The 23,912-nt window shown below is 66.8% G+C and carries 30 protein-coding genes; 9 read left to right on the forward strand and 21 right to left on the reverse strand.

What is annotated here, in order from left to right:
* Positions 1–2: 2 nt before the first annotated feature.
* Positions 3–296: a hypothetical protein gene (locus ACETPF_RS09155; RefSeq protein WP_373934141.1), complete on the reverse strand. Its 294-nt coding sequence runs from the start codon at positions 294–296 to the stop codon at positions 3–5.
* Positions 297–336: 40 nt separating this feature from the next.
* Positions 337–1,332, reverse strand: a complete 996-nt coding sequence (locus ACETPF_RS09160) for a cysteine synthase A (RefSeq protein ID WP_373934142.1) — start codon at positions 1,330–1,332, stop codon at positions 337–339.
* A 202-nt stretch (positions 1,333–1,534) separates the two neighbouring features.
* Between ACETPF_RS09160 and ACETPF_RS09165 the strand changes: the two genes are divergently transcribed.
* Positions 1,535–2,485, forward strand: a complete 951-nt coding sequence (locus ACETPF_RS09165; RefSeq protein WP_373934143.1) for a cell wall hydrolase — start codon at positions 1,535–1,537, stop codon at positions 2,483–2,485.
* Positions 2,486–2,954: 469 nt separating this feature from the next.
* A complete protein-coding gene (locus ACETPF_RS09170) occupies positions 2,955–3,083 on the forward strand; it encodes an entericidin A/B family lipoprotein (RefSeq protein WP_328278747.1) in 129 nt (42 codons plus the stop codon).
* A 246-nt stretch (positions 3,084–3,329) separates the two neighbouring features.
* Here ACETPF_RS09170 and tatC read toward each other — a convergent pair whose 3' ends face one another.
* The 9 genes from tatC to ACETPF_RS09215 all read right to left on the reverse strand — a co-directional run bounded on the left by tatC (position 3,330) and on the right by ACETPF_RS09215 (position 10,478).
* Positions 3,330–4,106: a twin-arginine translocase subunit TatC gene (gene tatC / locus ACETPF_RS09175; RefSeq protein ID WP_373934144.1), complete on the reverse strand. Its 777-nt coding sequence runs from the start codon at positions 4,104–4,106 to the stop codon at positions 3,330–3,332.
* On the reverse strand, positions 4,103–4,534 hold the full coding sequence (gene tatB / locus ACETPF_RS09180) for a Sec-independent protein translocase protein TatB (RefSeq protein WP_373934145.1): 432 nt from the start codon (positions 4,532–4,534) through the stop codon (positions 4,103–4,105). Before tatB ends, tatC begins: the two co-directional genes overlap by 4 nt.
* A 29-nt stretch (positions 4,535–4,563) precedes the next feature.
* Entirely contained in the window at positions 4,564–4,800 is a 237-nt protein-coding gene (locus ACETPF_RS09185; protein ID WP_373934146.1) for a twin-arginine translocase TatA/TatE family subunit, read from the reverse strand.
* A 28-nt stretch (positions 4,801–4,828) separates the two neighbouring features.
* Positions 4,829–5,422, reverse strand: a complete 594-nt coding sequence (gene scpB / locus ACETPF_RS09190; protein WP_373934147.1) for an SMC-Scp complex subunit ScpB — start codon at positions 5,420–5,422, stop codon at positions 4,829–4,831.
* A complete protein-coding gene (locus ACETPF_RS09195) occupies positions 5,419–6,201 on the reverse strand; it encodes a segregation and condensation protein A (protein ID WP_373934148.1) in 783 nt (260 codons plus the stop codon). The genes scpB and ACETPF_RS09195 overlap by 4 nt, the downstream gene beginning before the upstream one ends.
* A gap of 8 nt (positions 6,202–6,209) precedes the next feature.
* Positions 6,210–7,223: a beta-N-acetylhexosaminidase gene (gene nagZ, locus ACETPF_RS09200; RefSeq protein WP_373934149.1), complete on the reverse strand. Its 1,014-nt coding sequence runs from the start codon at positions 7,221–7,223 to the stop codon at positions 6,210–6,212.
* 52 nt (positions 7,224–7,275) lie between these two features.
* Complete coding sequence (locus ACETPF_RS09205) at positions 7,276–7,995, reverse strand: SPOR domain-containing protein (RefSeq protein ID WP_373934150.1); 720 nt, start codon at positions 7,993–7,995, stop codon at positions 7,276–7,278.
* A 13-nt stretch (positions 7,996–8,008) separates the two neighbouring features.
* Positions 8,009–9,736, reverse strand: a complete 1,728-nt coding sequence (argS, locus tag ACETPF_RS09210; RefSeq protein ID WP_373934151.1) for an arginine--tRNA ligase — start codon at positions 9,734–9,736, stop codon at positions 8,009–8,011.
* Between the two features lie 133 nt (positions 9,737–9,869).
* Entirely contained in the window at positions 9,870–10,478 is a 609-nt protein-coding gene (locus ACETPF_RS09215; RefSeq protein ID WP_373934302.1) for a hypothetical protein, read from the reverse strand.
* Between the two features lie 153 nt (positions 10,479–10,631).
* On the opposite strand from ACETPF_RS09215, the gene ispH reads away from it, so the two are divergent.
* From ispH to rnhA, 3 genes are read left to right on the forward strand one after another with little or no spacing between them, the layout of a single operon-like run.
* The gene (gene ispH, locus ACETPF_RS09220; RefSeq protein ID WP_373934152.1) at positions 10,632–11,603 is read left to right on the forward strand and encodes a 4-hydroxy-3-methylbut-2-enyl diphosphate reductase; all 972 of its coding nucleotides are present in this window, start codon (positions 10,632–10,634) and stop codon (positions 11,601–11,603) included.
* A 3-nt stretch (positions 11,604–11,606) separates the two neighbouring features.
* Entirely contained in the window at positions 11,607–12,584 is a 978-nt protein-coding gene (gene thrB, locus ACETPF_RS09225) for a homoserine kinase (protein ID WP_373934153.1), read from the forward strand.
* Positions 12,581–13,027 (forward strand): ribonuclease HI, encoded by a 447-nt coding sequence (gene rnhA, locus ACETPF_RS09230; RefSeq protein WP_373934155.1) that lies wholly within the window; start codon positions 12,581–12,583, stop codon positions 13,025–13,027. Before thrB ends, rnhA begins: the two co-directional genes overlap by 4 nt.
* Positions 13,028–13,165: 138 nt before the next feature.
* Here rnhA and mobA read toward each other — a convergent pair whose 3' ends face one another.
* The gene (gene mobA, locus ACETPF_RS09235; RefSeq protein WP_373934156.1) at positions 13,166–13,951 is read right to left on the reverse strand and encodes a molybdenum cofactor guanylyltransferase; all 786 of its coding nucleotides are present in this window, start codon (positions 13,949–13,951) and stop codon (positions 13,166–13,168) included.
* 40 nt (positions 13,952–13,991) lie between these two features.
* The gene (locus ACETPF_RS09240; protein WP_373934303.1) at positions 13,992–15,524 is read right to left on the reverse strand and encodes a peptidoglycan DD-metalloendopeptidase family protein; all 1,533 of its coding nucleotides are present in this window, start codon (positions 15,522–15,524) and stop codon (positions 13,992–13,994) included.
* 224 nt (positions 15,525–15,748) lie between these two features.
* Here ACETPF_RS09240 and ACETPF_RS09245 point away from each other — a divergent pair, with 224 nt between their 5' ends.
* Positions 15,749–18,451, forward strand: coding sequence for a helicase-related protein (locus ACETPF_RS09245; RefSeq protein WP_373934157.1), 2,703 nt, complete (start codon positions 15,749–15,751; stop codon positions 18,449–18,451).
* Positions 18,444–18,737 (forward strand): RNA-binding S4 domain-containing protein, encoded by a 294-nt coding sequence (locus tag ACETPF_RS09250; RefSeq protein ID WP_373934158.1) that lies wholly within the window; start codon positions 18,444–18,446, stop codon positions 18,735–18,737. The genes ACETPF_RS09245 and ACETPF_RS09250 overlap by 8 nt, the downstream gene beginning before the upstream one ends.
* 15 nt (positions 18,738–18,752) lie before the next feature.
* Here ACETPF_RS09250 and ACETPF_RS09255 read toward each other — a convergent pair whose 3' ends face one another.
* Positions 18,753–18,998: a type II toxin-antitoxin system RelE/ParE family toxin gene (locus tag ACETPF_RS09255; RefSeq protein ID WP_373934159.1), complete on the reverse strand. Its 246-nt coding sequence runs from the start codon at positions 18,996–18,998 to the stop codon at positions 18,753–18,755.
* 35 nt (positions 18,999–19,033) lie between these two features.
* Complete coding sequence (locus ACETPF_RS09260; protein ID WP_373934160.1) at positions 19,034–19,312, reverse strand: CopG family ribbon-helix-helix protein; 279 nt, start codon at positions 19,310–19,312, stop codon at positions 19,034–19,036.
* Positions 19,313–19,490: 178 nt separating this feature from the next.
* Between ACETPF_RS09260 and fdxA the strand changes: the two genes are divergently transcribed.
* Together fdxA and ACETPF_RS09270 are read left to right on the forward strand one after the other, a co-directional pair.
* On the forward strand, positions 19,491–19,829 hold the full coding sequence (gene fdxA / locus ACETPF_RS09265) for a ferredoxin FdxA (protein WP_373934161.1): 339 nt from the start codon (positions 19,491–19,493) through the stop codon (positions 19,827–19,829).
* A 238-nt stretch (positions 19,830–20,067) separates the two neighbouring features.
* The gene (locus ACETPF_RS09270) at positions 20,068–20,595 is read left to right on the forward strand and encodes a CarD family transcriptional regulator (protein ID WP_373934162.1); all 528 of its coding nucleotides are present in this window, start codon (positions 20,068–20,070) and stop codon (positions 20,593–20,595) included.
* Positions 20,596–20,669: 74 nt separating this feature from the next.
* On the opposite strand, the gene ACETPF_RS09275 is transcribed toward ACETPF_RS09270, so the two are convergent.
* From ACETPF_RS09275 to ACETPF_RS09300, 6 genes are all read right to left on the reverse strand, one after another.
* The gene (locus ACETPF_RS09275; protein WP_373934163.1) at positions 20,670–20,930 is read right to left on the reverse strand and encodes a hypothetical protein; all 261 of its coding nucleotides are present in this window, start codon (positions 20,928–20,930) and stop codon (positions 20,670–20,672) included.
* Between the two features lie 73 nt (positions 20,931–21,003).
* Positions 21,004–21,507, reverse strand: coding sequence for an asparaginase domain-containing protein (locus tag ACETPF_RS09280; protein WP_373934304.1), 504 nt, complete (start codon positions 21,505–21,507; stop codon positions 21,004–21,006).
* Positions 21,508–21,677: 170 nt separating this feature from the next.
* Positions 21,678–22,493 (reverse strand): pyrroline-5-carboxylate reductase, encoded by an 816-nt coding sequence (gene proC, locus ACETPF_RS09285; protein ID WP_373934164.1) that lies wholly within the window; start codon positions 22,491–22,493, stop codon positions 21,678–21,680.
* A 1-nt stretch (position 22,494) separates the two neighbouring features.
* Complete coding sequence (locus ACETPF_RS09290; RefSeq protein ID WP_373934165.1) at positions 22,495–23,001, reverse strand: type III secretion system chaperone family protein; 507 nt, start codon at positions 22,999–23,001, stop codon at positions 22,495–22,497.
* A gap of 57 nt (positions 23,002–23,058) precedes the next feature.
* Positions 23,059–23,310, reverse strand: a complete 252-nt coding sequence (locus tag ACETPF_RS09295) for an accessory factor UbiK family protein (RefSeq protein WP_373934166.1) — start codon at positions 23,308–23,310, stop codon at positions 23,059–23,061.
* A 39-nt stretch (positions 23,311–23,349) separates the two neighbouring features.
* Positions 23,350–23,901 (reverse strand): TspO/MBR family protein, encoded by a 552-nt coding sequence (locus tag ACETPF_RS09300; RefSeq protein ID WP_373934167.1) that lies wholly within the window; start codon positions 23,899–23,901, stop codon positions 23,350–23,352.
* Positions 23,902–23,912: the final 11 nt, after the last annotated feature.

Here is a 23,912-nt window from a genome sequence, read left to right on the forward strand (position 1 = left end):
GCTCAGCGCTGCTGCTGCGCGTCGCGGTTGCGGATGTTGGGGTCGGGCTGGAGGTCGGGGACGATGGGCGCCTGTTCGGGCGCGGGCTGGACGCCGAGCTCAGCCAGCGGATCCTTCGCCGACACGGCGTTCTGGGTGAGCGTGGGGACGACCGGCGGCGGCTGCGCCGCGTCATCGATCCGCGCCTTTTCGATGACGATATTGGCCAGGCCGACGAGCAGCACGACGCCCGCCAGCCCGGTGAGGCCGATCTGGACGCGCTGCAACCCTTCCTGTCGGCGGGGTGTATCAGCCATGCAACCCTATTCTCTCGCTCGCCCCGGCGGATGCCAGGGATCAGTTACTTTGCGCGAGCCAGGGGAAGACGGTCAAGCCCTTAGATTCGAGCCATTGGCGGTTATAGAGGGTCGACAGATAACGAAAGCCGGTGTCGCACAGGATCGTCGCGATCCGCTTGCCCGGCCCCAGTTGCTTCGCCAGCGCCACCGCGCCCGCGACGTTGATCCCGGACGACAGGCCAAGGCAAAGCCCCTCCTCGCTCAGCAGCCGGTTGACCCAGTGCAGCCCGTCCTCATCGGAGATGCGGAACTGGGTGTCGATTGGCGCCCCTTCCAGATTGGCGGTGATCCGGCCCTGGCCGATCCCTTCGGCGACGCTGTTGCCCTCCGCCTTCAATTCGCCATGCGCGTAATAATTATAGAGCGCCGCGCCATGGGGGTCGCTGAGCGCGATGACGATGGTCTCGTCCTTGGCCTTGAGGCCCAGGCCCACGCCCGCGATGGTCCCGCCAGTTCCGGCCGCGCAGGTGAAGCCGTCGATCCGGCCTTCCATCTGGGTCCAGATTTCCTCTGCGGTGCCCACGATATGCGCCTTGCGGTTGGCGATATTGTCGAACTGGTTGGCCCAGATCGCATTGTCGGTTTCTTCGGCAATGCGGCGGCTGGTGTGGACGAAATGGCCGGGGTTGGAATAGGCGGCGGCGGGCACCGTCACCAGTTCGGCCCGCAGCGCGCGGAGCGTGTCCATCTTTTCCCGGCTCTGCGTCTCGGGCATGACGATGATCGTCTTGTACCCCTTCGCATTGGCGACCAGCGCCAGACCGATGCCGGTATTGCCCGCTGTCCCCTCGACGATCGTACCGCCGGGCTTGAGCAGCCCCTTCTCCTCGGCGTCATTGACGATGAACAGCGCCGCGCGGTCCTTCACCGAAGCGCCGGGGTTGGCGAATTCGCATTTGGCGAAGATGTCGCAGCCGGTCTCCTGCGATGGACCGGCGAGGCGGACGAGCGGGGTGTTGCCGATCAGGGCGAGGCTATCGGGATGAAGCAGCATGGCGAGTGGCATAGCGGAGGCGGCGCGGCTTTGCCAAGCAAGCGAATGATGGCGGGGACAAAGGGGTGATTTTAACATTTGCCGCGCGCGCCGTCCCATCGCGGCACAGCGGCAAATGCGGGGCAGAAGCGACACGGGCTTTGGTGTAAGGGCCGGTTCGGGACGATGCAGCGACGGGTGATTGGTGCGGTTTTTTAAGGGCTTGAGCGGGTGGAAGGGGCGCGGCGCGATCATCGCGCTCGCGCTGACCCTGCTCGTCGCCCCGCGCCTCATCACCGCGGCGCCGCTCGACATGCTGGACGGGGGAGAGGCGCGCGCCGCGATCGACCCGGCCGAGGAATCAGGGCAGAACTTCCCCGGATCGGCCTTCTTCTTCGCCGAGGGCGCGTTTGATCCGGCGCCCGGCGTCGAGACAGTGAAGAGCGAACATGTGCTGGGGCTCGACGCGGTGAAGGCCGCGCCTGCGGCGGTGTTCCGCGGCATCACCGCGCTGGACAGCTATCGCGCGCTCAACTGCCTGACATCGGCCATCTATTATGAGGCCGGCAACGAGCCGGAGGACGGGCAGCGCGCCGTGGCCCAGGTGGTGCTCAACCGGGTGCGAAGCCCGCTCTGGCCGAATACGGTCTGCGGGGTCGTCTATCAGGGGTCGGAACGGACCGATTTTCGCTGCCAGTTCACCTTCAGCTGCGACGGCGCGATGGCGCGCGCGCCCATGGCGGCCGCCTGGGCGCGGGCGCGGCGAGTGGCGGCCGATGCGCTGGCGGGTCAGGTCTATGCCCCGGTCGGGCTTGCCACCCACTATCATACGCTGGCGGTACGGCCCGACTGGTCGGGCAGCCTGCGCGCCGTGGCGGTGATCGGGGCGCATATCTTCTACCGCAATCCGGGCTTCAATGGCACGGAAGCGGCGTTCCGGGACATCTATCTGGGGCGGGAGACGATTTCCGGTCCGGCGCGGACAAGCTGGCCGGCGCGTCCTGCGCGTGCGCCGGCCGAGTTGCTCGCCCCGCCTGCGCCGCTCTTCGCAGCGCCCGTCGCTCCTGTGGCACGGGGCTGGACCCCGCCGCCGGCGCCGCTTCCAGCCGACGATGGCCTGCCGCAGTCCACGATCCGGCCCGAATATCGCAACAGCGGCCGGCCGCTGATCTGACGCTGGCGGCGGGCGAGCGGCTGACGGGCGGGAGAGGATTTGGACAGCGAGTTGTACAGCTATACGCGCTGCGCAATTTGATTAGGTAGCTAACTAACAACATTGTTATTGGGGCGGGCCATTTGATGCGCGGCCGTGCAAATTTCCGGGTTAATCCCTGCTAACCAAGGAAGTAGCTGGAATCGCGCCGATAAAATAATTGCATTTTTTTGGGGCGTGACGGGAACCGATCGGAGACTTCGGGGGTTCTACATTTCGGATAGCAAATCTTTTGCCCCCCGCTCTTGCTATCCGCAAAATATGAGCCCGGAACGTCTCCCCCCCCCCGACGCGTTCCGGGCTCAGACTTTTTCAGGGCAATTTTCCCGCCAAAATCATTATCTTTCCGGCACCGGAACGGAATGAAGAAGCGCGGGTTCTTCCCTCCGTCACCGCCACGGGCGGTCACGCAAGTTTGAGGAGATTTTCCATGACGAAGAAGATCCTGGCCGCTCTGCTGCTCACCGGTTCGCTGATGGTCGCGGCGTGCAACACGGTCGAAGGAGCGGGCAAGGACGTTCAGAGCGCCGGCAAGGCGGTCGAGGACGCGGCCGACTAAGCCGCTTTTCAGTTTTTACGGTCCCCTAGCATTGGCCCGCCGGATTTCCGGCGGGTCTTTTTTTGCCTGCGCCTTCAAGCGCTGGGCGTTAATCCAAACCACCTCCGTTCGGTTCGAGTAGCCCTTCGAGCGAAGTCGAGAAGGCGTATCGAGAAGGCTCGCGCCAACCTTCTCGACAGACGGTTCTCGACTTCGCTCGAACCTGCTCGAAGCGAACGGCTTAGATTACAGGCTCGGCGCCTTGGCTCATGCCGCTGCCTCTTCCGCCGCATCCTTCGCCTGCCGCCGGTCGGTGAACCAGATGGCGATGATCGTGAATTCGTAGAGCAGCAGCAGCGGGATCGCCAGCATCAGCTGCGACACGACGTCGGGCGGGGTCAGCACTGCCGCCAGCACGAAGGCGGCGACGATCATGTAGCGGCGCAGGCCGATGAGCTGCGCGCGGGTGACGAAGCCGGCGCGGTTCAGCAGCATCAGCAGCACCGGCATCAGGAAACTGATGCCGAAGGCGAGGATGAACTGCATGACGAGACCAAGATAGGCATCGGCGCTCGGCAGCGCCTCGACCGACAGGCCGCTGCTGTTCCCCTGAAATTGCAGGAAGAAATGAAAGGCGGTCGGCATCACCACGAAATAGGCGAGGCTCGCACCCATTCCGAACAGGAAAGGCGTCGCGATCAGGAAGGGGAGCAGCGCCTTCTTCTCCTTCGCGTACAGGCCCGGCGCGACGAACGCCCAGAGCTGATTGGCGATGATCGGGAAGGACAGGCAGAATGCGCCGAAAAAGGCGATTTTCACCTGCACGAAAAAGGCTTCGTAGAGCTTGGTGTAAACCAGCTTGCCGCCGCCGTCGCCGAACGCTTCCTTGAGCGGATGGACCAGTACCGCGAACAGCTGCTCGGAAAAATAGAAGCACAGCGCCCCGGTGATCGCCAGCGCATAGACGCATTTGAGCAGGCGGCCTCGCAGTTCGATCAGGTGGTCGAGCAACGGCGCCTTGCTGTCGTCAATGTCGCTGATCATGCCGCCGCGTCGCCCTTGTGGGGGGCTTCGGCCAGATAGGGCGGGCCTTCGGTGACGGCCGGCGTGACGGGGGCAGATTGGGCGACAAACGCCGGCGCATCGACTGGCGCTTCATCAACCGGGGCGGACTGGGCGACGAAGGCGGGCGTCTCCGCCTCGACCGGCGCGGGCAGAGCGCCCGGCGTCGTTTCGGGCGGGTGTTCGTCCATGATGCGCTTATTCTGCGCCGCCCATTTCTTTTCCAGTTCCTCCAGCTCGACCTCGCGCACCATCGCGTCGATGCCGGTGCGGAAATGCCGGGCCATGCCCTGCGCCTTGCCCACGATCTGCCCCACCTTGTAGAGCGCGCGCGGCAAATCCTTCGGCCCGATCACGATCACCGCGATGATCACGATCACCAGAAGCTCAGTGGAATCGATCCCGAACATGCGCGCCTATCGCCCCGGTTCGCGCGGAATCAGGCCTTGGTCTTTTCTTCAGTGACGGTGGGGGCGTCCTGCTCCGGCACGCGATGGCCCTCGATCCGGGTCGCGGGCTTGGGGGACGTCACCTCGTCATCCTCGGCCATGCCCTTCTTGAAGCTCTTGATGCCCTTGGCCACGTCACCCATCAGGCCGGAAATACGGCCGCCACCGAACAGCAGCATGACGACCAGGAGCACGATGACCCAGTGCATCAGCGAAAAGGAACCCATTTTTCAATACTCCTAGCAGAAGCCCTATCTAAGCCTCTTCCTCGTCATTTTCCAGAACGGATTGGCCGGCCAGACCCTCCAGCGCCAGATCGACCGGATCGAGCAGGCCGGCGGCCCGCAGATCGTCCATCCCCGGCAAGTCGCGCCGGCTGCCAAGCCCAAAATGCGACAGAAATTCGGGCGTGGTCGCGTAGATCAGAGGCCGCCCCGGCACTTCGCGCCGCCCGGCCGGGCGAACCCAGCCCGCCTCCATCAGCACGTCCAGTGTTCCCTTAGCGACCTGAACGCCCCGGATCGCCTCGATCTCGGCGCGGCTGACCGGCTCGTGATAGGCGATGATCGCCAGCGTCTCCATCGCCGCGCGGGACAGGCGGCGCATCTCGTCCTTCTCGCGGCGCAGGATGTGGGCGAGGTCGGCGGCGGTCTGGAAATGCCAGCGCCCGCCCCGCTCGACCAGATTGACGCCACGCCCCGCATAGTCCGCCTGAAGCGCGCCGAGCGCCGCGTCCAGATCGCCCCCTCCTCCGACATGCAGCTTGAGTTCCGCAGGCGTCAGCGGCGCTTCGGCCACGAACAAAGCCGCCTCCACCGCGCGGCGGAAATCATCGGGTTCTTGGCTCATAGCAGCGACCCGGTGGGGGCAGCGGGCTGGTGCGCGCGCAGGTAGATGGGCGCGAAAATGTCCGCCTGGTCGATCTCCAGCCGCCCCTGCCGCGCCAGTTCCAGCGCCGCGACGAAGCTGCTCGCCAGCGCCGATTTTGCCCGCTCCGGGTCGAGCGCAGGCGGCAGGAAGGCTTCGAGCCGGGTCCAGTCGAGCGCCGCACCGACCAGCGATCCGACCCGCTGGATCGCCTCGTCCAGCGTCATCACCGGCCGCACGGCGATGGTGTGGACCACCGTCCGGGTGCGGGCGCGCACCTTGCCATAGGCGGCGATCAGGTCGTAAAGGTTCGCCTGCCACTGCGCCTTGCGGACGAGGCGCAGCCCTTCTGGCGCCCGCCGGCGGAACACGTCGCGGCCGATCCGGTCGCGCGCCATCAGCCGGGCGGCGGCATCGCGCATGGCATGCAGCCGCTGGAGCCGCAATTGCAGCCGCAGCGCCAGTTCCTCGGGACTGGGATCGGGCTGTTCCGCCTTCGGCAGCAGCAGCGCGGATTTGAGATAGGCGAGCCAGGCCGCCATGACGAGATAGTCGGCGGCGAGTTCCAGCTTCAGCTGCCGCGCACTGTCGATGAAGGCGAGATATTGTTCGGTCAGCGCCAGGATCGAGATTTCGCGCAAGTCCACCTTCTGCCCCCGCGCCAGCGTCAAGAGCAGGTCGAGCGGCCCCTCCCAGCTGTCGAAGCTGACGGTGAGGGTGTGCGGCGAGGGGATGGCGGGGGCGGTGAAGAGGTCGTCCATTTACATCCTCAAGCCGGCACCAGTCCCAGCAGCGTGTCGCGTGTCGCCAGCAGTTCCTCGATCGGCGGCTGGTCCGCGCCGCGGGTGACCGAGGCCATGGCCCGGTCGAGCCGGGCGCGCGACGCGTCAGTGATGTCCGGCAGCCGATCGGCGATTCCCACCATGTCGTCCATCCGCCCCCAGCAGTTGAGCGCCAGGTCGCATCCCGCCGCGACCACCCCAGCGGCCCGATCGGGAATCGTCCCAGTGAGCGCCCGCATATCCAGATCGTCGGACATCAGCAGCCCGGTGAAACCGATCGAATCGCGGATGATCTCGCCGATGATGGCGGGCGACAGGCTCGCGGGCCGTTCCGCGTCCCATTCGGTATAGACGACATGGGCGGTCATGCCGATCGGCGCGTTCCGCAACGTGCGGAAGGGGGCGAGGTCGGTTTCGAGCGCATTGAGATTGGCGTCGACGACCGGCAGTTCATGATGGCTGTCGACCGTTGCGCGGCCATGCCCCGGCATATGCTTGACGATGCCGACAACCCCGCCTTCGGCCAGCCCCTCCAGCGTCGCGCGGCCCAGCGCCGCGACCCGCATCGGATCGGCGCCCAGCGTGCGGTCGCCCATGATATCGCTCGCGCCGTCCTGCCGCACGTCGAGCAGCGGCAGCGCATCGACGGTGATCCCGACCTCCGCCAGCATCAGCGCGATGGCGCGGGCGTTGGCGCGCGCGGCGGCGATGGCGCTCGATGGCGCAACGTCGTAAAGCCGGTCGAACGCCGCGCCGGCCGGAAAGGCGGGCCATATGGGCGGCTGCATCCGCGCGACCCGCCCGCCCTCCTGATCGATCATGATGAGCAGGTCGTCGCGCCCGTGCAGCCCGCGCAGATCGTCAGTCAGCGCGCGCAGTTGCGCGCGGTCGACGCAGTTGCGCTTGAAAAGGATATAGCCCGCCGGCTCCGCCTCCCTGAAGAAAGCGCGTTCGTCGGGCGTCAGTGACTCGCCGGAAAGGCCGAAGATTGCCGGTTTCATGGGGCGGATGGTAGCGGTTGCGCCCTGCCCTGTCGAAGGGGTTGTTACGGCTTTAGTTGACGACGATGCAGCTTTCGCCCGCGACCTTGAGCTTGCCGCAGATCGTCGCCGCCTGCCCCCCGGCGCTGGCGCGCAGGCGATAGACGGTGCCGCCGCCGACCTGCGCCGGCTCGACCAGGGTGGCGAGCGGCGCGAGATAGGCGAAACGCTTGGAGAGCTTGGCCCACGCCTCGTTCGCGCCCTTTTCGCTGCCATAGGCGCCGAGCTGGATGAGGCCGCCCGCGACGGCTGCCCTGGGCGCGGCGGCGGGACGTGCGCCCGATTCGTCGGCGACGCGCGCGGTGAGGCTGGAGGCGGCTTTGGTCGGGGCGGGCTTGGCGGCATTGGGCGCGGGCCGGGTCGCGGTGATCGGCGCCTCTGGCACGCGGCTGGGATCGATGCGGCCGTCGCGCGCGACGCCCTCGCTCGCGGCGAAGCTGGCGTCGCCCTCGCCATCGAACTTCTTGGCGTCCGCCTCATTGGCGGCGATTTTGTAGTCGCCCGCGGGCGCGGCGATCAGCGCGCCCTCGCCCGCCTTGCCGCCGCCGGTCCGGTCCTTGACCAGCCAGACGCCGCCCACCACTGCGCCTATAAGGACGAGGCCGAGCAGGATCAGGCCCAGCAGGCGCAGCGGCGATATGCGGTCGTCGTCCGTATCGTCCACCGCCGGTTCGAGCCAGGGCAGGCGATCCTCATCGTCGAGGTCGAGCCGTCCGCGCGCATAATCGCCCATGTTCTTCAGCGCCTCACTGCATTTCCGTCAAAGCCTCGACGCCCATCAGCGCCAGCCCGTTGCGGATAATCTGCCCTATTCCGCGACTTAGGAAAAGCCGGGTTGCGGTGAGCGCCGGATCGTCGGCCAGAATGACGCGCGCGCGCGGATCGTCATTGCCCATATTCCACCAGCCGTGGAATGCGGAGGCCAAGTCATTGAGATAGAAGGCAATCCGGTGCGGCTCGCGCGCCTGCGCCGCCCCGTCGACCACGCGCGGGAACTGGGCGGCGAGCTTGACAAGGCCAAGCTCGGCCGTCCCAAGCAGGGACAGGTCGGGCGCGGGCAGATCCAGACCCGCCTCCTGCGCGCGCCGACCGAGCGAGGAAATCCGCGCATGGGCATATTGGACATAGAAGACCGGATTGTCCTTGGACGCCTCCACCACCTTGGCGAAATCGAAATCCATCTGCGCGTCGGCCTTGCGCGTCAGCATGGTGAAGCGGACCACATCCTTGCCCACTTCGCGCACGACATCGGCCAGCGTCACGAAATTGCCGGCGCGCTTGGACATCTTCACCGGCTCGCCATCGCGCAGCAGGCGGACCATCTGGATGAGCTTCACATCGAAACGCGCCCGCCCTTCGGTCAGCGCCGCAACCGCCGCCTGGATGCGCTTCACGGTCCCGGCATGGTCCGCACCCCAGATGTCGATCAGCTGATCGGCGGTCTGCGCCTTCTGGAAATGATAGGCCATGTCCGCACCGAAATAGGTCCATGACCCGTTCGACTTCTTGATCGGGCGATCCTGATCGTCGCCGAACCGGGTCGACCGGAACAGCGGCAGCTCGACCGGCTCCCAGTCGTCGGGCAGCTCGCCCTTGGGCGCTTCGAGCACGCCGTCATAGACGAGGTCGTGCGCGCGCAGCCAGGCTTCGGCCTCGTCAGGCTTGCCCGCCGCCTGCAATTCCGCCTCGGACGAGAAGATGTCGTGATGGATGCCCAGCAGCGCGAGATCGCTGCGGATCATATCCATCATCCGCGCGACGGCGAAGGTGCGGAACAGGACCAGCCAGTCCGCTTCGGGCGCGCCGACGAAGCGGTCGCCATATTCACCGGCGAGCGCCTGCCCCACCGGCACCAGATAGTCGCCCGGATACAGCCCCTCGGGGATATCGCCCACATCCTCGCCCAGCGCTTCGCGGTAGCGCAGATGCGCCGAGCGGGCGAGCACGTCCACCTGACCGCCCGCATCGTTGATATAATATTCGCGGATGACCTTGTGCCCCGCATATTCCAGCAAGGTGGCGAGCGCGTCGCCCACCACCGCCCCCCGGCAATGGCCCATATGCATGGGGCCGGTCGGGTTGGCCGAGACATATTCCACATTGACGGTCACGCCCTGCCCCGTGTCGGAGCGGCCATAATCGTCGGCGTCGGCATGGATCGCCGCCAGTTCGGCGCGCCAGGTCGCGTCGGTCAGGGTCAGGTTGATGAAGCCGGGGCCGGCGATCGCGGCGCTTTCCACCTCGTCCAGCGCCTGGAGCTTCGCGACGATCGCCTCGGCCAGCGCGCGCGGGTTCGTGCCGGCGGGCTTGGCCAGCACCATCGCCGCGTTGGTGGCGAGGTCGCCATGGGATGGGTCACGCGGCGGCTCGACCGTCACGGGCTTGCGGTTGAGCCCGGCGGGCAACACGCCCTCTGCCTCCAGCGCGTCCAGCACGGCGTCGAGATGGGCGGTGAAACGGGTGTAAAGGGACACAGGGAAATTTCCTTCAACTCCGTTCGCCCTGAGCGAAGTCGAAGGGCCCTGGCTGAGCTTGGCGAAGCACTTCGCTTCGCTCAGTGGCGGGCTTCGACTTCGCTCAGCCCGAACGGATATGGTTCAATGGGCGTCAGCGCGTCGCATTATATCGGAGCTGGTCCTGGGTCAGGTTGAAGCCCACGAGCAGCTCGAAACTGGTGCGTTGCAGCGCCGCCTTGACGTCGGGCTGGGCGAAGGGATCGATCGCCGCGTCGGCGTCGCCCGCCTTGCGCTTTTGCGTGATCTTCGCCTGAATGTCGGAAGGCAGCGTCGCCGCGCTCTTGTTGACGTAGGAGCCCGCCTTCGCCTGCGCGCTGGCGCGATAGTCGCCCGGCGCGAAATTCAGCGTCACCTGGCCGACGCGCTTGGCAACGACATTGGTGCCGGCCTGCACCACGGCGGAGAAATAGGGCAGCGTCACCTGCCGCGCGCCGCTGGCGTCGCTGCGGCGCGCATTCACGGTGAAGCTCGCTTCGGTATAGAATTGTTCGCCATCGGCGCAGGTCGAGCGCAGGTCGGTGATGTTCGCCACCACGTCGATCGCCGATGCATCGGTGCTGCCCGCCGGATTGAACAGGGTGACGTCCCCGGTCTGCGCCGGGATCGCCGCCACCGGACAGGCCGACCGCACCGCGACGATGCCGCCCGTCGCGTCGATCTCCCCCCGGCGCGAGCAGCCCGCCAGAGCCAGGGCCAGCATTGCGGTCAGGGCGACAGATGACAGTTTCACGAGGCACATATTCCTTCGATCGGGCCGCACGGCCGACGCTTTGCGCTTCCTTATCCATCCCCCGCCCCCCGCGCAACCTATAGGCTCTTTCTTCACGGGCGACATTGGCCTAAGCGCCGGAGCATGACGCAAGCGCCCGCTGACCCCATCACGAACATGCGCCCCATGACCCTGCTGATCGCCGCGCCGCGCGGCTTTTGCGCCGGGGTCGATCGCGCCATCATCATCGTCGAAAAGGCGATCGAGAAATATGGCGCGCCCGTCTATGTCCGGCACGAGATCGTCCATAACAAATATGTCGTGGACGGCCTCAAGGCCAAGGGCGCGATCTTCGTCGACGAGCTGGATCAGGTGCCCGACGGCGTGCCGGTCGTCTTTTCCGCCCATGGCGTGCCCAAGGCGGTGCCGGCGAAGGCGCAGGAGCGCGGGCTAGACTATCTGGACGCCACCTGCCCGCTGGTGAGCAAGGTCCACCGCCAGGCGGAGCGGCAGGTCGACGCGGGCCGCCATATCCTGTTCGTCGGGCATCGCGGGCATCCCGAGGTCGTCGGCACCTTCGGGCAGGTGCCAGACGGCTCCATGACGCTGATCGAAACGGTCGAGGATGCGGAAGCATTCGACCCTGCCGATCCCGACAATCTCGCTTTCCTGACGCAAACCACCCTGTCGGTGGACGATACCGCCGCGATCGTCGCTGTGCTGGAACGCCGTTTTCCGACCATCGCTGCGCCCAAGGGCGAGGATATCTGCTACGCCACCTCGAACCGGCAGACGGCGGTCAAGGCGATCGCCCCGCGCTGCGACGCGCTGTACGTCATCGGCGCGCCCAACAGCTCCAACTCGCTGCGGCTGGTCGAGGTGGCGGAGCGCGAAGGGACGCGGGCGCGCCTTATCCAGCGGGCGGACGAGATCGATTTCGACTGGCTGGCCGACGTGCGGACGCTGGGCCTTACGGCAGGGGCTTCCGCGCCGGAGGTTCTGGTGCGCGAAGTGGTCGACCGGATCGCCGAGCGGTTCGACGTGATCGAGGAACAGGTCGAAACCGCGCGCGAAAGCATCGCCTTCAAACTGCCGCGCGGGCTTGAGGCCGCCTGATCCATGGCGGTCTATACCCATGTCCCGGCCGAGGATATCGACGCATTCCTGACCCGCTACGACGCCGGGCGGCTGGTGTCGGCGAAGGGCATCGCCGAAGGGGTGGAGAACAGCAACTATCTCCTCGAAACCACCGGCGCGGACGGGCGGGGTCACCGCTATATCCTGACCCTCTATGAAAAGCGGGTGGAGGAGGCGGACTTGCCCTTCTTCATGGACCTGCTCGATCATCTGGGCGCGCGCGGATGCCTGGTGCCTCGCTTCATCGCCGATCGGGAAGGGCGGCGATTGCAGCAGCTCGCCGGACGCCCCGCCTGCCTGATCGAATTCCTGACCGGCATCAGCGTCACCGAACCCACCCCGGCGCAGGCGCGCGCGACCGGGGCGGCGCTGGGCGACCTGCATCGCGCGGCGCAGGGCTTTGCCGGCGGGCGGCGCAACGCCCTCGACAAGGATGGATGGCACGCGCTGGCGGCCAGATGCGGAAGTGATTTCGATTCGATCGCGCCCGGCCTTGGCGACCGCGTGGCCGACGAACTCGCCTTCCTCGACGCGCACTGGCCGTCCGACCTGCCGCGATCGGTGATCCATGCCGACCTCTTTCCCGACAATGTGCTGATGCTGGGCGATCGGGTCACCGGCCTTATCGACTTTTATTTCAGCTGCACCGACATCCGCGCTTACGACCTGGCCGTCACGCATAGCGCCTGGTGCTTCAGTCATGATGGCGCACGCTGGTTCGGCGACCGGGCTGCGGCCTTGGGTGAGGGCTATGGCGAAACGCATGGCCTGACCGATGCGGAGCAGGCCGCCTTCCCGATCCTGTGCCGGGGCGCGGCTTTGCGCTTCCTGCTGACCCGCGCCTATGACTGGATCAACACGCCGCCCGACGCGCTGGTGACGCGGAAAGACCCGCTCGCCTATCTGCGGCGGCTCGACTTCTACGCCCAGGCGGACGCGGCCGCGTTGCTCGGCGCATGAGCGAACTTCCGCAGGTCGAGATTTTCACCGATGGCGCGTGCAAGGGCAATCCCGGCCCCGGCGGCTGGGGCGCGGTGCTGCGTTTCGGCGAGACAGAGCGCGAGATGTCCGGCGGCGAAGCGCAGACCACCAACAACCGCATGGAAATGATGGCAGCGATCGAAGCGCTGAGGCAGCTCAAGAAGCCGTGCCGGGTCACGCTCTACACCGACAGCAAATATGTGATGGACGGCATCACCAAATGGATTTTCGGCTGGCAGAAGCGCGGCTGGCGCACGGCGGACAACAAGCCGGTCAAGAATGTCGAACTATGGCAGGCGCTGATCGCCGCCGCCGCGCCGCACAGGCTGACCTGGCAATGGGTCAAGGGCCATGCCGGCCACCCGGAGAATGAGCGCGCCGACAAGCTCGCCTGCGCGGCGGCGGAGACGTTTCGGAGGTAGCTTGAAGCATCCATCCTCCCCTTGCAGGGGAGGTGGCTGGCCGCAGGCCAGACAGAGGGGTGTCGCCCTTACGATGGCGTGACACCCCTCCACCACGCCCTGCGGGCGCGGTCCCCCTCCCCTTGCAGGGGAGGAATTTTATGCGCGTTGCGCCAATATCGCCTCGATCAGCGTCACGTCTTCCGCCTTGTCCGCGTCGATGCAGGCTTCGGGCTGCGTCATCGCCACCAGCCGCGCTTCAAGGCCAAACTTGCGCCCCATCCGCGTGATCCCGCCGCGCAGCGTCAGCAGCCGCAGCAGCGCGCCGATCAGCGCAAAGGGGCCGAACGCCGCCAATATCTTCCACCCCTTCTTCCGGTCCTGCTCCACCTCCTGCCACAGGGCGATCAAAGGGCGGGCGCGGGCGTTGCCGATCCAGAAGATGTTCGCGCCCGACCACCAGCCGTCGCGGAATTTGAGCCAGGTGCGGCGCGATCGCGGATAGCGAGCGATCAGCGTCTCGCGCTCCACCATCGCGACGGCGATATCCGCCCCCTGCGCTTGCCCCACGAACTGGTCGAGCATCGCGCCGTCGAGCAGCACATGGTCGGCGGTGGTGAGGAGGATCGGGAAGGGCAAGGCGTGGCTTTCCATCAGCGCCAGCAGCGAGGCGGCGATCCCGTGCCCGCCCATCTCGAATGTCACGCGCGGGTCGGCCGCGAGCCAGGCGGTGGCGGGATGATCGGCGAAGGCGTCGGGCCGCTGGGTCAATATGATGACCCGGCCGATCGCCGGATGATCGAGAAGCGCTCGCGCGGGCCGGTTGATCATCGGTTCGCCACCGACCGGCGCGAGCGGCTTGACCGGCACGCCCGCCGCCTGCGCCAGCGGATCGGGAATGGGGCGCGCGCCTGCCAGCAATATGGCGGTGATCGGACCTGTCATCGCCGTGCGTTAGCCGAGCGGATCGTCAGCGAAAAGCGGCTTATTTCCCGATCGCAACGGGCGCGGCCGCCGGCTTCTGCGCGAATGCTTCGTGCAGCCCGACGCGCAGGCCCTGATATTGGGCCAGCTTCGCGCGGAAGGCGGCGAGTTCCGATCCGGCAAGCTGCGCCATGGTGGTGAACTTCACCGATAGCGGATTGACCGTCGCGCCGTTGCGATAGAGTTCGTAGTGGAGATGCGGACCCGTCGACAGGCCGGTCGATCCGACATAGCCGATCACCTGCCCCTGCCGCACCCGCTGCCCCGGCACCGCCGCGATCCGGCTCATATGTGCGTATCCGGTGGCGAGCCCGCCGCCATGCTGGATACGGACATAATTGCCATGCCCGCCATGCCGCCCCGCATAGGCCACAACGCCGTCGGTCACGGCATAGATGGGCGACCCGTAGCGCGCGGCGAAATCAATGCCGGCGTGCATCCGCGTATAGCCCAGGATCGGATGCCGCCGCATCCCGAAGCCCGACGACATGCGCCCCGACACCGGCGAGGACAGGACGCCGCGCCGTTCGCCGACGCCCGACGCCTCGAACCATTCGGTGCGCCCGTCCTTGGTCCATTTGAGCATGTCGATCGACCTGCCCCGCGCGCGCTTAAGGCCGGCATAGAGAAGGTCGCCCACCTCCACGTCGCCCGTCTCGGCGCGGCGATAGGCGGTGACGATGTCGTAGCGGTCGCCCGCGCCGATGCCGCCCAGATCGACCTGCTGCGCGATGACGCGCAGGAAGGCCTGCACCGCCTTGGGCGGCGCGCCGGCGGCGCGGGCCGACCGGTAGATGCTGTCGCCGACGACGCCCTGGATGCGCAGCGGCGTGTCGTCGACGCGGATGGGGACGCGGCGCACCGACAGCAGCCCATCATTGCGCGTCAACTCCAGCGCCAGGTCCAGCCGCGCGCGGAATGCCAGCTTGTCGAGCGGACGGGGCCGGTCGCGGCTGGCGCGCCGGCCCAGCACGATGTCGAGCCGGGTTCCCGGCTTCACCCCGGCGTCGATGTCGCCGCCGACCAGCCCCATGATCGTGGCGACGTCGCCGCCGCTCACCCCCGCGCGGGACAGGGCGCGGGGCAGCGTATCGCTGCTCCCCACCTGCGCGCTGAGGTCTATCTGCGGCCGTTCGGGCGTCTCGCGCAGCGGCTGGACGGCATCGGTCGATCCCATATGCCGGCCGCTGTCCGCGCCGAGCGCCAGCGGCGTGATCATCTGGCTGCGGACCTCGTCATAATGCGAGTCGCTCAGCGTCGGGCCGGGCGCGCCGGGAACGGGCTGAAAACCGGGGGAAAGATAGAGGGCGGTGGCGCAGAGGCCGAAACAGGTGGCGAGCCCGCGAAACCAGGTGACGCTGCCGATGTTGCGGCCAAGGTCGGGCACCAGCTCCACTTCGTCGGCCCAGGCGCGCAGCCGCGCGCGCCAGTCCGGCGGCGGCGGCGCGGCCGGAGTGCGGACCAGCGAATCGGCCAGCCATAGCGACACGGACGCGCCGCCCTGCTGTGACCCGAACGAGTTTTCCTGAAACAACCCCGCGACCCCAAAGGCATTTTGTCGTTGCGCGCCGGCAACGTCCCCCGCGCCGCGCGTGGGCCGCACCGTTGTGAAGCGACAGGGTTAAAGTCAAATAAAGACGGCTGCCGCTTTTGCATCCCGCGACGAGCCGTGCGCGCGAGCGGCTGGAACGGCGGCGCGAGGAAGAACGGTCGATTCCCCTTGTGCGCTGCCTCCCGCTCCCCGACATAGGGGCGACCATGGCCCAGTTCGCCCGCTCTTCCATCACTGCGGTCCTGGGACCGACCAACACCGGCAAGACCCATCTCGCGGTCGAGCGCATGTGCGGCCATTCCAGCGGCATGATGGGCTTTCCCCTGCGGCTGCTGGCGCGCGAGGTCTATGACCGGGTGGTCGCGATCAAGGGCGCGGACAAGGTCGCGCTGATCACCGGCGAGGAAAAGATTGTCCCGCCGCACGCCCATTATTTCCTCTGCACCGCCGAATCGATGAGCCTGGAGCGCGACTTCGCCTTCGTCGCGCTGGACGAGGCGCAACTGGGCGCGGACCCGGAACGCGGCCACATCTTCACCGACCGCATCCTGCGCGCACGGGGCCGCGAGGAAACGATGATCCTGGGTTCCGCCAGCATCGCCCGCGTCGTCAAGGCGCTGGTCCCCGATGTGGAGATCATCGGCCGCCCGCGCTTCTCCACCCTGTCCTATGCCGGCGCGAAGAAGCTATCCCGCCTGCCCAAGCGCTCCGCCATCGTCGCCTTCTCCGCCGAGGAAGTCTATGCCGTCGCCGAGATGCTGCGCCGCTTCCGTGGCGGCGCGGCGGTGGTGATGGGCGCGCTCTCCCCCCGCACCCGCAACGCGCAGGTGCAGATGTTCCTGAATGGCGAGGTCGACTATCTCGTCGCCACCGACGCGATCGGCATGGGGTTGAACCTCGATGTCGCGCATGTCGCCTTCACATCGCTCCGCAAGTTCGATGGCCGCCGCACCCGCCGCCTGACCGTCAGCGAAATGGCGCAGATCGCTGGCCGCGCGGGGCGGCATCACAAGGACGGCACGTTCGGGAGCCTGGGCCATGAGGATGGCGACGCCGCCTTCACGCCCGAGGAGATCGAGGCGATCGAGGCGCACCGCTTTCCGCCCATCGACCAGCTTTACTGGCGGGACGGCACCCCGCGCACCGACAGCCTGGCCCATCTGATCGCCGACCTGGAGGAGAAGCCCGACCGGCCCGAACTGCGCGCCGCGCCCGAAGCGGTGGACCTGGCCGTGCTCAAGCGGCTGGCCGACGATCCGCTGGTGATCGAACGGGCGCGCGGCCAGCGGCAGGTGGAGCGGCTATGGGCCGCGTCCAGCCTGCCCGATTTCCAGAAGCTGGGTGCGGAGCATCACGCCCGGATGGTGAGCCGCATCTGGCGCTTCCTGTCTGAAGGCAGCGGCCATATTCCGCGCGACTGGTTCGCGCAGCAGATCGCGCGACTCGATTCGGTGCAGGGCGATATCGACATGATTTCGGGCCGCATCGCCGCCGCGCGCACCTGGGCCTATATCGCCCATCGCGCCGACTGGCTCGCCCATCCCGGCGAAATGGCCGAGCGCACCCGCGCCCTCGAAGAAAAGCTGTCCGATGCGCTCCATGCCGCGCTCACCCAGCGTTTCGTGGATCGCCGCACCGCCGTCCTGCTGCGCGACATCGGCCATAATGCGAGCAACCTGCCCGTCACGGTAGAGCCGGACGGGACGGTCTGCGTCGATGGCGAGACGATCGGGCGACTTGACGGCTTCCGATTCTCGGTCGATCCCGCTACGCGGCTTGCCGATCGCAAATTGTTGCTGGCGGCGGCCGAACGCCGGCTTGGAAAGGTGTTGCGCGTGAAGGCTGAAGAATTGGTGGCGGCGCAGGACGCGGATTTCGCGCTGCTGGACGAGGCGGGGCAGGCGCCGGGCATCGCTTGGGCGGGTACGCCCGTTGCGGCCTTGCTCGCTGGCCCCGCCCTGCTGTCGCCCGAAATCCGGCTCGACCGCGCGCTGCTGGCGCTGGGGCAGGATATGCAGAAGCAGGTCGCCGCCCGCATTGCCGCCTGGTTCGACGCGCAGAAGCAGAAGCACCTCCTCCCCCTCGTCAAGATGACCGAGAGCGCCGCCGACCCCGCCGTGCCGCCGGTGGTGCGCGCCGTCTTCGCGCAGCTCGGCGATGCAGGCGGCGTGATCGCGCGCACCGATCTCGACGCGGCGCTCGGCCATCTCGACAAGGACCAGCGCCATCTGCTGCGGAAGGCCGGCATCGATATCGGCGTGCTCGACATCTATCATCCCGGCCTGTTGAAGCCCGGCGCGGCGCGCTGGCGATCGGCGCTGCTGGCCGCGCGCATCGCCAAGCCGTGCCTGCCGCTGCCCGGCCCCGGCCTCACCCTGCTGCCGCTGGGCGAGAAGCCCGCGCAGATGGGCGCGCGGATCGCCGGTTTCCGGGGTTTCGGCGACCAGATGCTGCGCATCGACATGGCCGAGCGCATGGCCCGCGCCGCGCATGAGGCGATCGCGAAGAACGAGCCGTTCATGGCCACCAGTCCGCAGATCGTGTCGCTCGGCCTCCATGAGCCGGCGTTCCTCGCGCTGATGCGCCTCGCCGGCTTCCGCCCGGTGGAGCCGGTCGCGCCCGCTCCGGTTGCGGAGGCGGCCGAACCGGTCGAAGGCGCGGAAGCCGCCGAAGCCGCCCCGCCCGCGCCCGCCGGCGCGAACTGGGCCTTCCGCGGCCGGCAGAAGCCGCGCCCGGATCGCCAGCCCCACGGCGGCAAGCCGCGCGGGACCAAGCCGGAAGGCAAGGCCGACGGCGAACGGCGCCCGCCCCGCGATCGCGGCCCGCGCCCCGCCTCCGCCGGCAGCACGCCAGCGCCCGCCAACAACGCTTTTGCCGGGCTTGCCGAGCTGCTTGGCCGCAATGGCTGACGCGGCGGCGGTGGGGCACGGCCCCAGCCTTCGCATCGACAAGTTCCTCTGGTTCGCGCGCCTGTCGAAAAGCCGATCGGCCGCGCAGGCGCTCGCCGAGGACGGCCATATCCGCGTGAACGGCCGCCGTATCGATCGCGCCCATGCGCCCGTGCGCGCCGGCGACCTCATCACCTTCCCCCATGTCGACAAGGTCCGCGTGGTCCGCGTCATCACCCTCCCCGCGCGCCGTGGCCCCGCCCCGGAGGCGCAGGCGTTTTATGAGGAACTGACGATCGGAGGGTGAGGACGCGGGAATCCGCTATTTGAACCCGGCCTCCTTCTGGTGCCTGACCGCCAGGATCACCACCCGCATATCATCGACATGATAACGCACCACATAGCCGCTATCGCCGAAGTCGATGGGCCACTCCCGAAACGATTCGGGCAGATCGTCCACAAGGCGACCCATTCGGGGATAGGCCGCCAATATCTTCACCCCCTGCCGGATCGCCTCGCCGGCGCGGCGCGCGGCGTCTGCATCCTTGGGCGACAAAAAGTCCCGCAAGCGCTGCAAGTCCCGGACGGCGGCCGGCGCGTAGATTATTTGTGGCATTCGGGCGCTTGCAGCTCAGCCTCCGTGCCCCAGCTGGCGAGCCATGTGTCGACATCATCCGCCGCCACATGCTGCCCGGTGGCGCTGAACTCTTCCCATGCCGCCAGCACGTCCTGCCGCAGCACCTCACGCCGCTCCTCCCGATCGACATATTGCGCGATGGCTTCGCGCATGATCCAGTGTGCGCTCCGGCGGCGGGCGTCGGCCAGCTGCTGGATTCGTCCTTTCATTTCTTTATCGAGCTTGACTGATGTTGCGGCGGCCATGAAGGAAGCTCCATCGAAAGGTAATACCAAGCGATACCATGCGCTACCGCCCGGCGTCCACGGCAAACCGCCGGGCGATCCAAACCGGGCCTACCTCTCCGCCAACAATATCCTCATTGACCTTGGCGGCAGGCGGGCATAGCAGGGCCGCCGTTCACAACCCCAAGAGTGCCAGCCAATGACCTATGTCGTGACCGACAACTGCATCCGCTGCAAGTTCATGGATTGCGTGGAGGTCTGCCCCGTCGATTGCTTCTACGAAGGGGAGAATATGCTGGTCATTAACCCCAATGAATGCATCGACTGCGGCGTGTGCGAGCCCGAATGCCCGGCCGAGGCGATCCTGCCCGATACCGAAAACGGCCTCGAAAAATGGCTGGAGCTGAACACCAAGTTCAGCGCCGAATGGCCCAACATCACCGTCAAGGGCGACGCGCCCGCCGATGCCGAAGCGATGAACGGCGTGCCCGACAAGCTGGCGCAGTTCTTCTCCCCCGAACCAGGGCAGGGCAGCTAAACCAAACCCGTCCCGTTTCAGGCCGGAATCCCCGCCGCCCCGGACATTATGTCCAGGGGTGGTAATTTTGTTACGAATCTGCTAAAAAGGCCCGTAACGGCCGGATGTCCCCCTATCTGGCCCTGGAGAATATACTTCATGTCTTGACGGGCCACGCCGCGGATCATCCGGCTCTGGGCATCATGCTTCTGCGCTCCCGCGACGACCCGTTTCCCCGGTGGAATTGGAAAGGTATCAAATGGCTGCCAAGGCGCTGTCCTTTGACGTTGGTGATTATGTTGTTTACCCCAAGCATGGCGTTGGCCGGGTCATAGAGCTGCAAAAGGAGCAGATCGCCGGCATGGAACTGGAGCTGTATGTGCTTCGGTTCGAGAAGGAGCGCATGACGCTCCGCGTGCCGACCAACAAGGCCGAAGGCGTGGGCATGCGCAAGCTCTCCAGCAACAAGACGCTGGAAGAAGCTATGGAAACCCTCAAGGGCAAGCCCAAGGTCAAGCGCACCATGTGGTCGCGCCGCGCCCAGGAATATGAAGCGAAGATCAACTCGGGCGATCTCGTGTCGATCGCCGAAGTGACCCGCGACCTGTTCCGCGCCGACGATCAGCCCGAACAGAGCTATTCCGAGCGCCAGATTTTCGAGGCCGCGTCGAGCCGCCTTGCCCGCGAACTGGCCGCGATGGAAGAGACCGACGAGCCGAGCGCGCTCAAGAAGATCCTGCGTATCCTGAACGACGCCGCGCCCAAATATGTGAAGGTCGAGGGCTGAATTAAGCCATAGCTGCAAAGCAAAAGGGCGCTCCGACCGGTCGGAGCGCCCTTTTTCGTGCCGCTCTGGCGCGCTTACTCGCCCTTGACGCTGCCCGCCGCGTCCTTGGCCGCGTCGCCGACGTCGCTCGCCGCCTGGCCGACCTGCGTTGCCGCGCTGCTGACCGCATTGTCCTTGTTCGTCTGGCTGCTGATCAGGAAGAAGGCGGCGACCGCCACCACGACCACCAGCAGCAATATGGCGAAGGTCGTCCCGCCGCCGCCGCTACGCTTTTCGATCACGGTCGTCGTCGTCGTTGCCGGACGGTCCTGATAGTCGGTGCGGTAATCGGTCATGGTCTCTCCTCCTGGTCACGCCACCCGGCAGCAACAATGCGGTAATATGGCGGGAGGTTCCCGAGACCGGCCGTCAGTCTCCTGTCGGCACGAACGCCCCTTTCGCCCGATCCTTCACCACCTTGTCGGCGCGGAAGACCGATCCGCTCATGGTGATATAGACGCCGGGTTCCGCGACCTGCGCGGTGGCGAAGGCCATGCCGAGGTTAAAGCTGGCGTCGCTTTCGCCGAAGCGCGCCGGGGCGAGCGCACCGACCAGCACGATGGTCTTGCCATCGATGCCCTGAAGCTGCTTTGCCGTCTGCGTCATCGTGTCGGTGCCGTGGGTGATGACGACATGCCGTTCCGGCGCGGCGGCGACGCGGGCATAGATCAGCGCGCGGTCGGCATCGTCCAGCTCCAGGCTGTCCTTGCGCGTGACCTCCTCGATGCGGAAGGGGCGCTTGACGCGCGCGATCTCCAGCAGCTTCGCCATCACGGTCTCGCCCACCTGATAATCGGACAGGGCGTCGAAATAGATTTTGTCGATCGTCCCGCCGGTGGTCAGCAGCAGGATCGGCGTTTCGGGAGAGAGCATGGGATCGTCCTTCTGAAGCATCATGCTTCAACTAAGAATCGCTCGTCCTGAGTAGCCATTGAGCGAAGCCGAAATGGCGTATCGAAGGAGCAATGCTTCGATACGAGGCTTCGACAAGCTCAGCCTCTACTCAGCACGAACGGTATGGTTCAAATTAAGCGCAGTCCCCTCTACCTACCGCGCGCCATCGCCTCGCCCCTGTCGCGGGCGGCGGCAAGCGTGTCGGTCAGCAGGGTCAGCAGCCGGTCGTCGGCATCCAGCACGTTCAGGCCCTCGCGCGTCATCCCGCCCGGAGACGCGACCTGATCGGCGAGCGTCGCGGGGCTTACGACGGCGCGGGCGGCCATGTTGGCAGACCCCTGCACCGTCGCCAGCGCCATGCGCGCAGCCTGATCCGCCGGAATGCCGATCGCTTCGCCGGCCCGGGCCAGCGCGTCCACGAAGCGGAAGAGAAAGGCCGGGCCGCAGCCGGACAGCGCCGTGATGCGGTTGAACAGCGCCTCGTCGGCGATCCATTCCGCAAGGCCGAGCGGCCGGATCAGCGCTTCGACCGCTGCCCGAATGTCGGCGGTCGTGCGATCGTCGGCGAACAGCGCCGTCACCCCTTCGCCCAGGCCGACCGGCAGGTTAGGCATGGCGCGTACGATGGCGGCGGTGTCCGGGAAATGCCCGCGCAACGTCGCGAGCGTGGTGCCGGCAAGGATCGAGACGATCCGCGTGTCCGCAATGCAAATCGGTGCCAGCCGCGCCGCCACATCATCGATCTGATAGGGCTTCATGCCCAGCAGCACCGTCGTTCGCGCCGGGAGAGATGCGGGCCAGTCCGTCACGACTGTCACTCCCTCCGCCACTGGCCGCCCGCTCGGGCGCAGCACCGTCACCCGCGCGGGATCAAGGCCGCAATCGAGCCAGCGACCGAGCATCTGCCCCGCCATATTGCCGCAGCCGACCAGGAACAGATGGTCGGGCCAGGCGACTACGCCCATATCAGGCCTCGCCGCGGGTTTCGATCAGGCTGGCGGAAATGGCTTCGGATGGCGACTTGCCGCCCCACAGCACGAACTGAAACACCGGATAGAAGCGCTCGCATTCATCGATCGCGGTTTCGACCAGCAATTGCGCCTGATCGAGCGTCAGCGTGCCGCCCGCCCCCAGCAAAGCGCCATGCCGGAACAGGATGATGCCGCTCGACGACCACAGCTCGAAATGGCCGATCCACAGCTGCTCGTTGATGAGGCCCAGCGTCTCGTAGATGGTGGCGCGCTTCTCGTCCGTCACCCTTATGTCGGGCATGGCGAGCAGCTGAAGCACCTGATCCTCGTCGCGCCAGATGCCGCGCAGCTCATATTGCGCCCACGACCCCTGGGTATTGCCGACGATCTCGTCGTCCCCGACCTGATCGAAGCTCCAGCCATGCGCTTCGAAATAGGCGGCCAGCATGTCGATCGGCGCGGCTTCCTGACCGCCATGTTCGAATTCGTCGCTATCCATCATCGCCGCGCCTTATCATCGCATGCGGCCAAAGGACAGACGGATCGCAACGGCAAGGGGTCAGGCCGTGCCGCCCTTGCCTTCCAGCGCTTCGATACGGGCCTTGAGCTGCTCCACTTCCTCGCGCGCCGCCGCCGCCAGCGCCTTGACCGCGTCAAATTCCTCGCGCGACACGAAGTCCAGGCCGCCGATCCATTCGCGCGCGCGCTCGCGGGCGTTGGACTCGAACTCGCGGGTCACGCCCGCCACCGTACCGGCGGCGCCGTTCACCAGCTTCGCCAGATCGTCGAAAAAGCGGTTCTCGCTCTGCATTGTTCTTGTCCTCATGTGGGCGCGATGCTGCGCCGCTCTCTAACGTACTTGGGTTCGCAGCGCGGGTGCGACAAGGGTCTCGGCATCGGGGTTCAGCCGGCCGATCTCGTAATTGAGGTAGGAAGCGAAGGCCAGCCAGGCGAGATAGGGGATCAGCAGCAGCCCCGCGAGCCGGCGGATGCGCCAGAACAGCGCCGTCGTCGCCGCCACCACCAGGAACAGCGCGAGGATCAGGAGCAGCGCGCTCCCCACCTGATGCGCGCGAAAGAAAAGCGGCGACCAGGCGAGGTTCATGACAAGCTGGATCAGGAACAGCGCGATCGCCGCCCCCCGCCCCTTCGCGCCGCGCGCATGGAGGACGATCGCGAAGGCCAGCGCCATCAGGATATAGAGGATGGTCCAGGCGACCCCGAACACCCAGCCGGGCGGGATCAGTGCCGGCTTGTCCAGCGCGTCGAACCAGCGGTTGCCATAGCCGCTATTGGCAAGCTGCCCCGACAGAAACCCCAGAAACACGATCGCCGGCACGGTGACCAGCGCCCAGCGCAGATAGGCCAGGCGCAACTGACCTTGGGACGCAATCTCGTTCATCGAAAGCAACA

Origin of the sequence: Sphingobium agrisoli (assembly GCF_041877245.1) — a bacterium.
Taxonomy (GTDB): Bacteria; Pseudomonadota; Alphaproteobacteria; order Sphingomonadales; family Sphingomonadaceae; genus Sphingobium.

Coding starts and splice junctions, on each gene's coding strand:
- nagZ (WP_373934149.1), bottom strand. CDS start 7,223: ATGAAACCGGCAATCTTCGGCCTTTCCGGCGAGTCACTGACGCCCGAC.
- thrB (WP_373934153.1), top strand. CDS start 11,607: ATGGCGGTCTATACCCATGTCCCGGCCGAGGATATCGACGCATTCCTG.
- ACETPF_RS09295 (WP_373934166.1), bottom strand. CDS start 23,310: ATGCAGAGCGAGAACCGCTTTTTCGACGATCTGGCGAAGCTGGTGAAC.
- scpB (WP_373934147.1), bottom strand. CDS start 5,422: ATGAGCCAAGAACCCGATGATTTCCGCCGCGCGGTGGAGGCGGCTTTG.
- proC (WP_373934164.1), bottom strand. CDS start 22,493: ATGGGCGTAGTCGCCTGGCCCGACCATCTGTTCCTGGTCGGCTGCGGC.
- ACETPF_RS09275 (WP_373934163.1), bottom strand. CDS start 20,930: ATGACCGATTACCGCACCGACTATCAGGACCGTCCGGCAACGACGACG.
- mobA (WP_373934156.1), bottom strand. CDS start 13,951: ATGACAGGTCCGATCACCGCCATATTGCTGGCAGGCGCGCGCCCCATT.
- ACETPF_RS09195 (WP_373934148.1), bottom strand. CDS start 6,201: ATGGACGACCTCTTCACCGCCCCCGCCATCCCCTCGCCGCACACCCTC.
- tatB (WP_373934145.1), bottom strand. CDS start 4,534: ATGTTCGGGATCGATTCCACTGAGCTTCTGGTGATCGTGATCATCGCG.
- ACETPF_RS09185 (WP_373934146.1), bottom strand. CDS start 4,800: ATGGGTTCCTTTTCGCTGATGCACTGGGTCATCGTGCTCCTGGTCGTC.
- ACETPF_RS09250 (WP_373934158.1), top strand. CDS start 18,444: ATGGCTGACGCGGCGGCGGTGGGGCACGGCCCCAGCCTTCGCATCGAC.
- ACETPF_RS09300 (WP_373934167.1), bottom strand. CDS start 23,901: ATGAACGAGATTGCGTCCCAAGGTCAGTTGCGCCTGGCCTATCTGCGC.
- ACETPF_RS09155 (WP_373934141.1), bottom strand. CDS start 296: ATGGCTGATACACCCCGCCGACAGGAAGGGTTGCAGCGCGTCCAGATC.
- ACETPF_RS09280 (WP_373934304.1), bottom strand. CDS start 21,507: ATGCTCTCTCCCGAAACGCCGATCCTGCTGCTGACCACCGGCGGGACG.
- ACETPF_RS09170 (WP_328278747.1), top strand. CDS start 2,955: ATGACGAAGAAGATCCTGGCCGCTCTGCTGCTCACCGGTTCGCTGATG.
- ACETPF_RS09245 (WP_373934157.1), top strand. CDS start 15,749: ATGGCCCAGTTCGCCCGCTCTTCCATCACTGCGGTCCTGGGACCGACC.
- ACETPF_RS09160 (WP_373934142.1), bottom strand. CDS start 1,332: ATGCTGCTTCATCCCGATAGCCTCGCCCTGATCGGCAACACCCCGCTC.
- ACETPF_RS09270 (WP_373934162.1), top strand. CDS start 20,068: ATGGCTGCCAAGGCGCTGTCCTTTGACGTTGGTGATTATGTTGTTTAC.
- ACETPF_RS09215 (WP_373934302.1), bottom strand. CDS start 10,478: ATGCTGGCCCTGGCTCTGGCGGGCTGCTCGCGCCGGGGGGAGATCGAC.
- ACETPF_RS09260 (WP_373934160.1), bottom strand. CDS start 19,312: ATGGCCGCCGCAACATCAGTCAAGCTCGATAAAGAAATGAAAGGACGA.
- ACETPF_RS09290 (WP_373934165.1), bottom strand. CDS start 23,001: ATGATGGATAGCGACGAATTCGAACATGGCGGTCAGGAAGCCGCGCCG.
- rnhA (WP_373934155.1), top strand. CDS start 12,581: ATGAGCGAACTTCCGCAGGTCGAGATTTTCACCGATGGCGCGTGCAAG.
- tatC (WP_373934144.1), bottom strand. CDS start 4,106: ATGATCAGCGACATTGACGACAGCAAGGCGCCGTTGCTCGACCACCTG.
- fdxA (WP_373934161.1), top strand. CDS start 19,491: ATGACCTATGTCGTGACCGACAACTGCATCCGCTGCAAGTTCATGGAT.
- ACETPF_RS09205 (WP_373934150.1), bottom strand. CDS start 7,995: ATGGGCGATTATGCGCGCGGACGGCTCGACCTCGACGATGAGGATCGC.
- ispH (WP_373934152.1), top strand. CDS start 10,632: ATGACGCAAGCGCCCGCTGACCCCATCACGAACATGCGCCCCATGACC.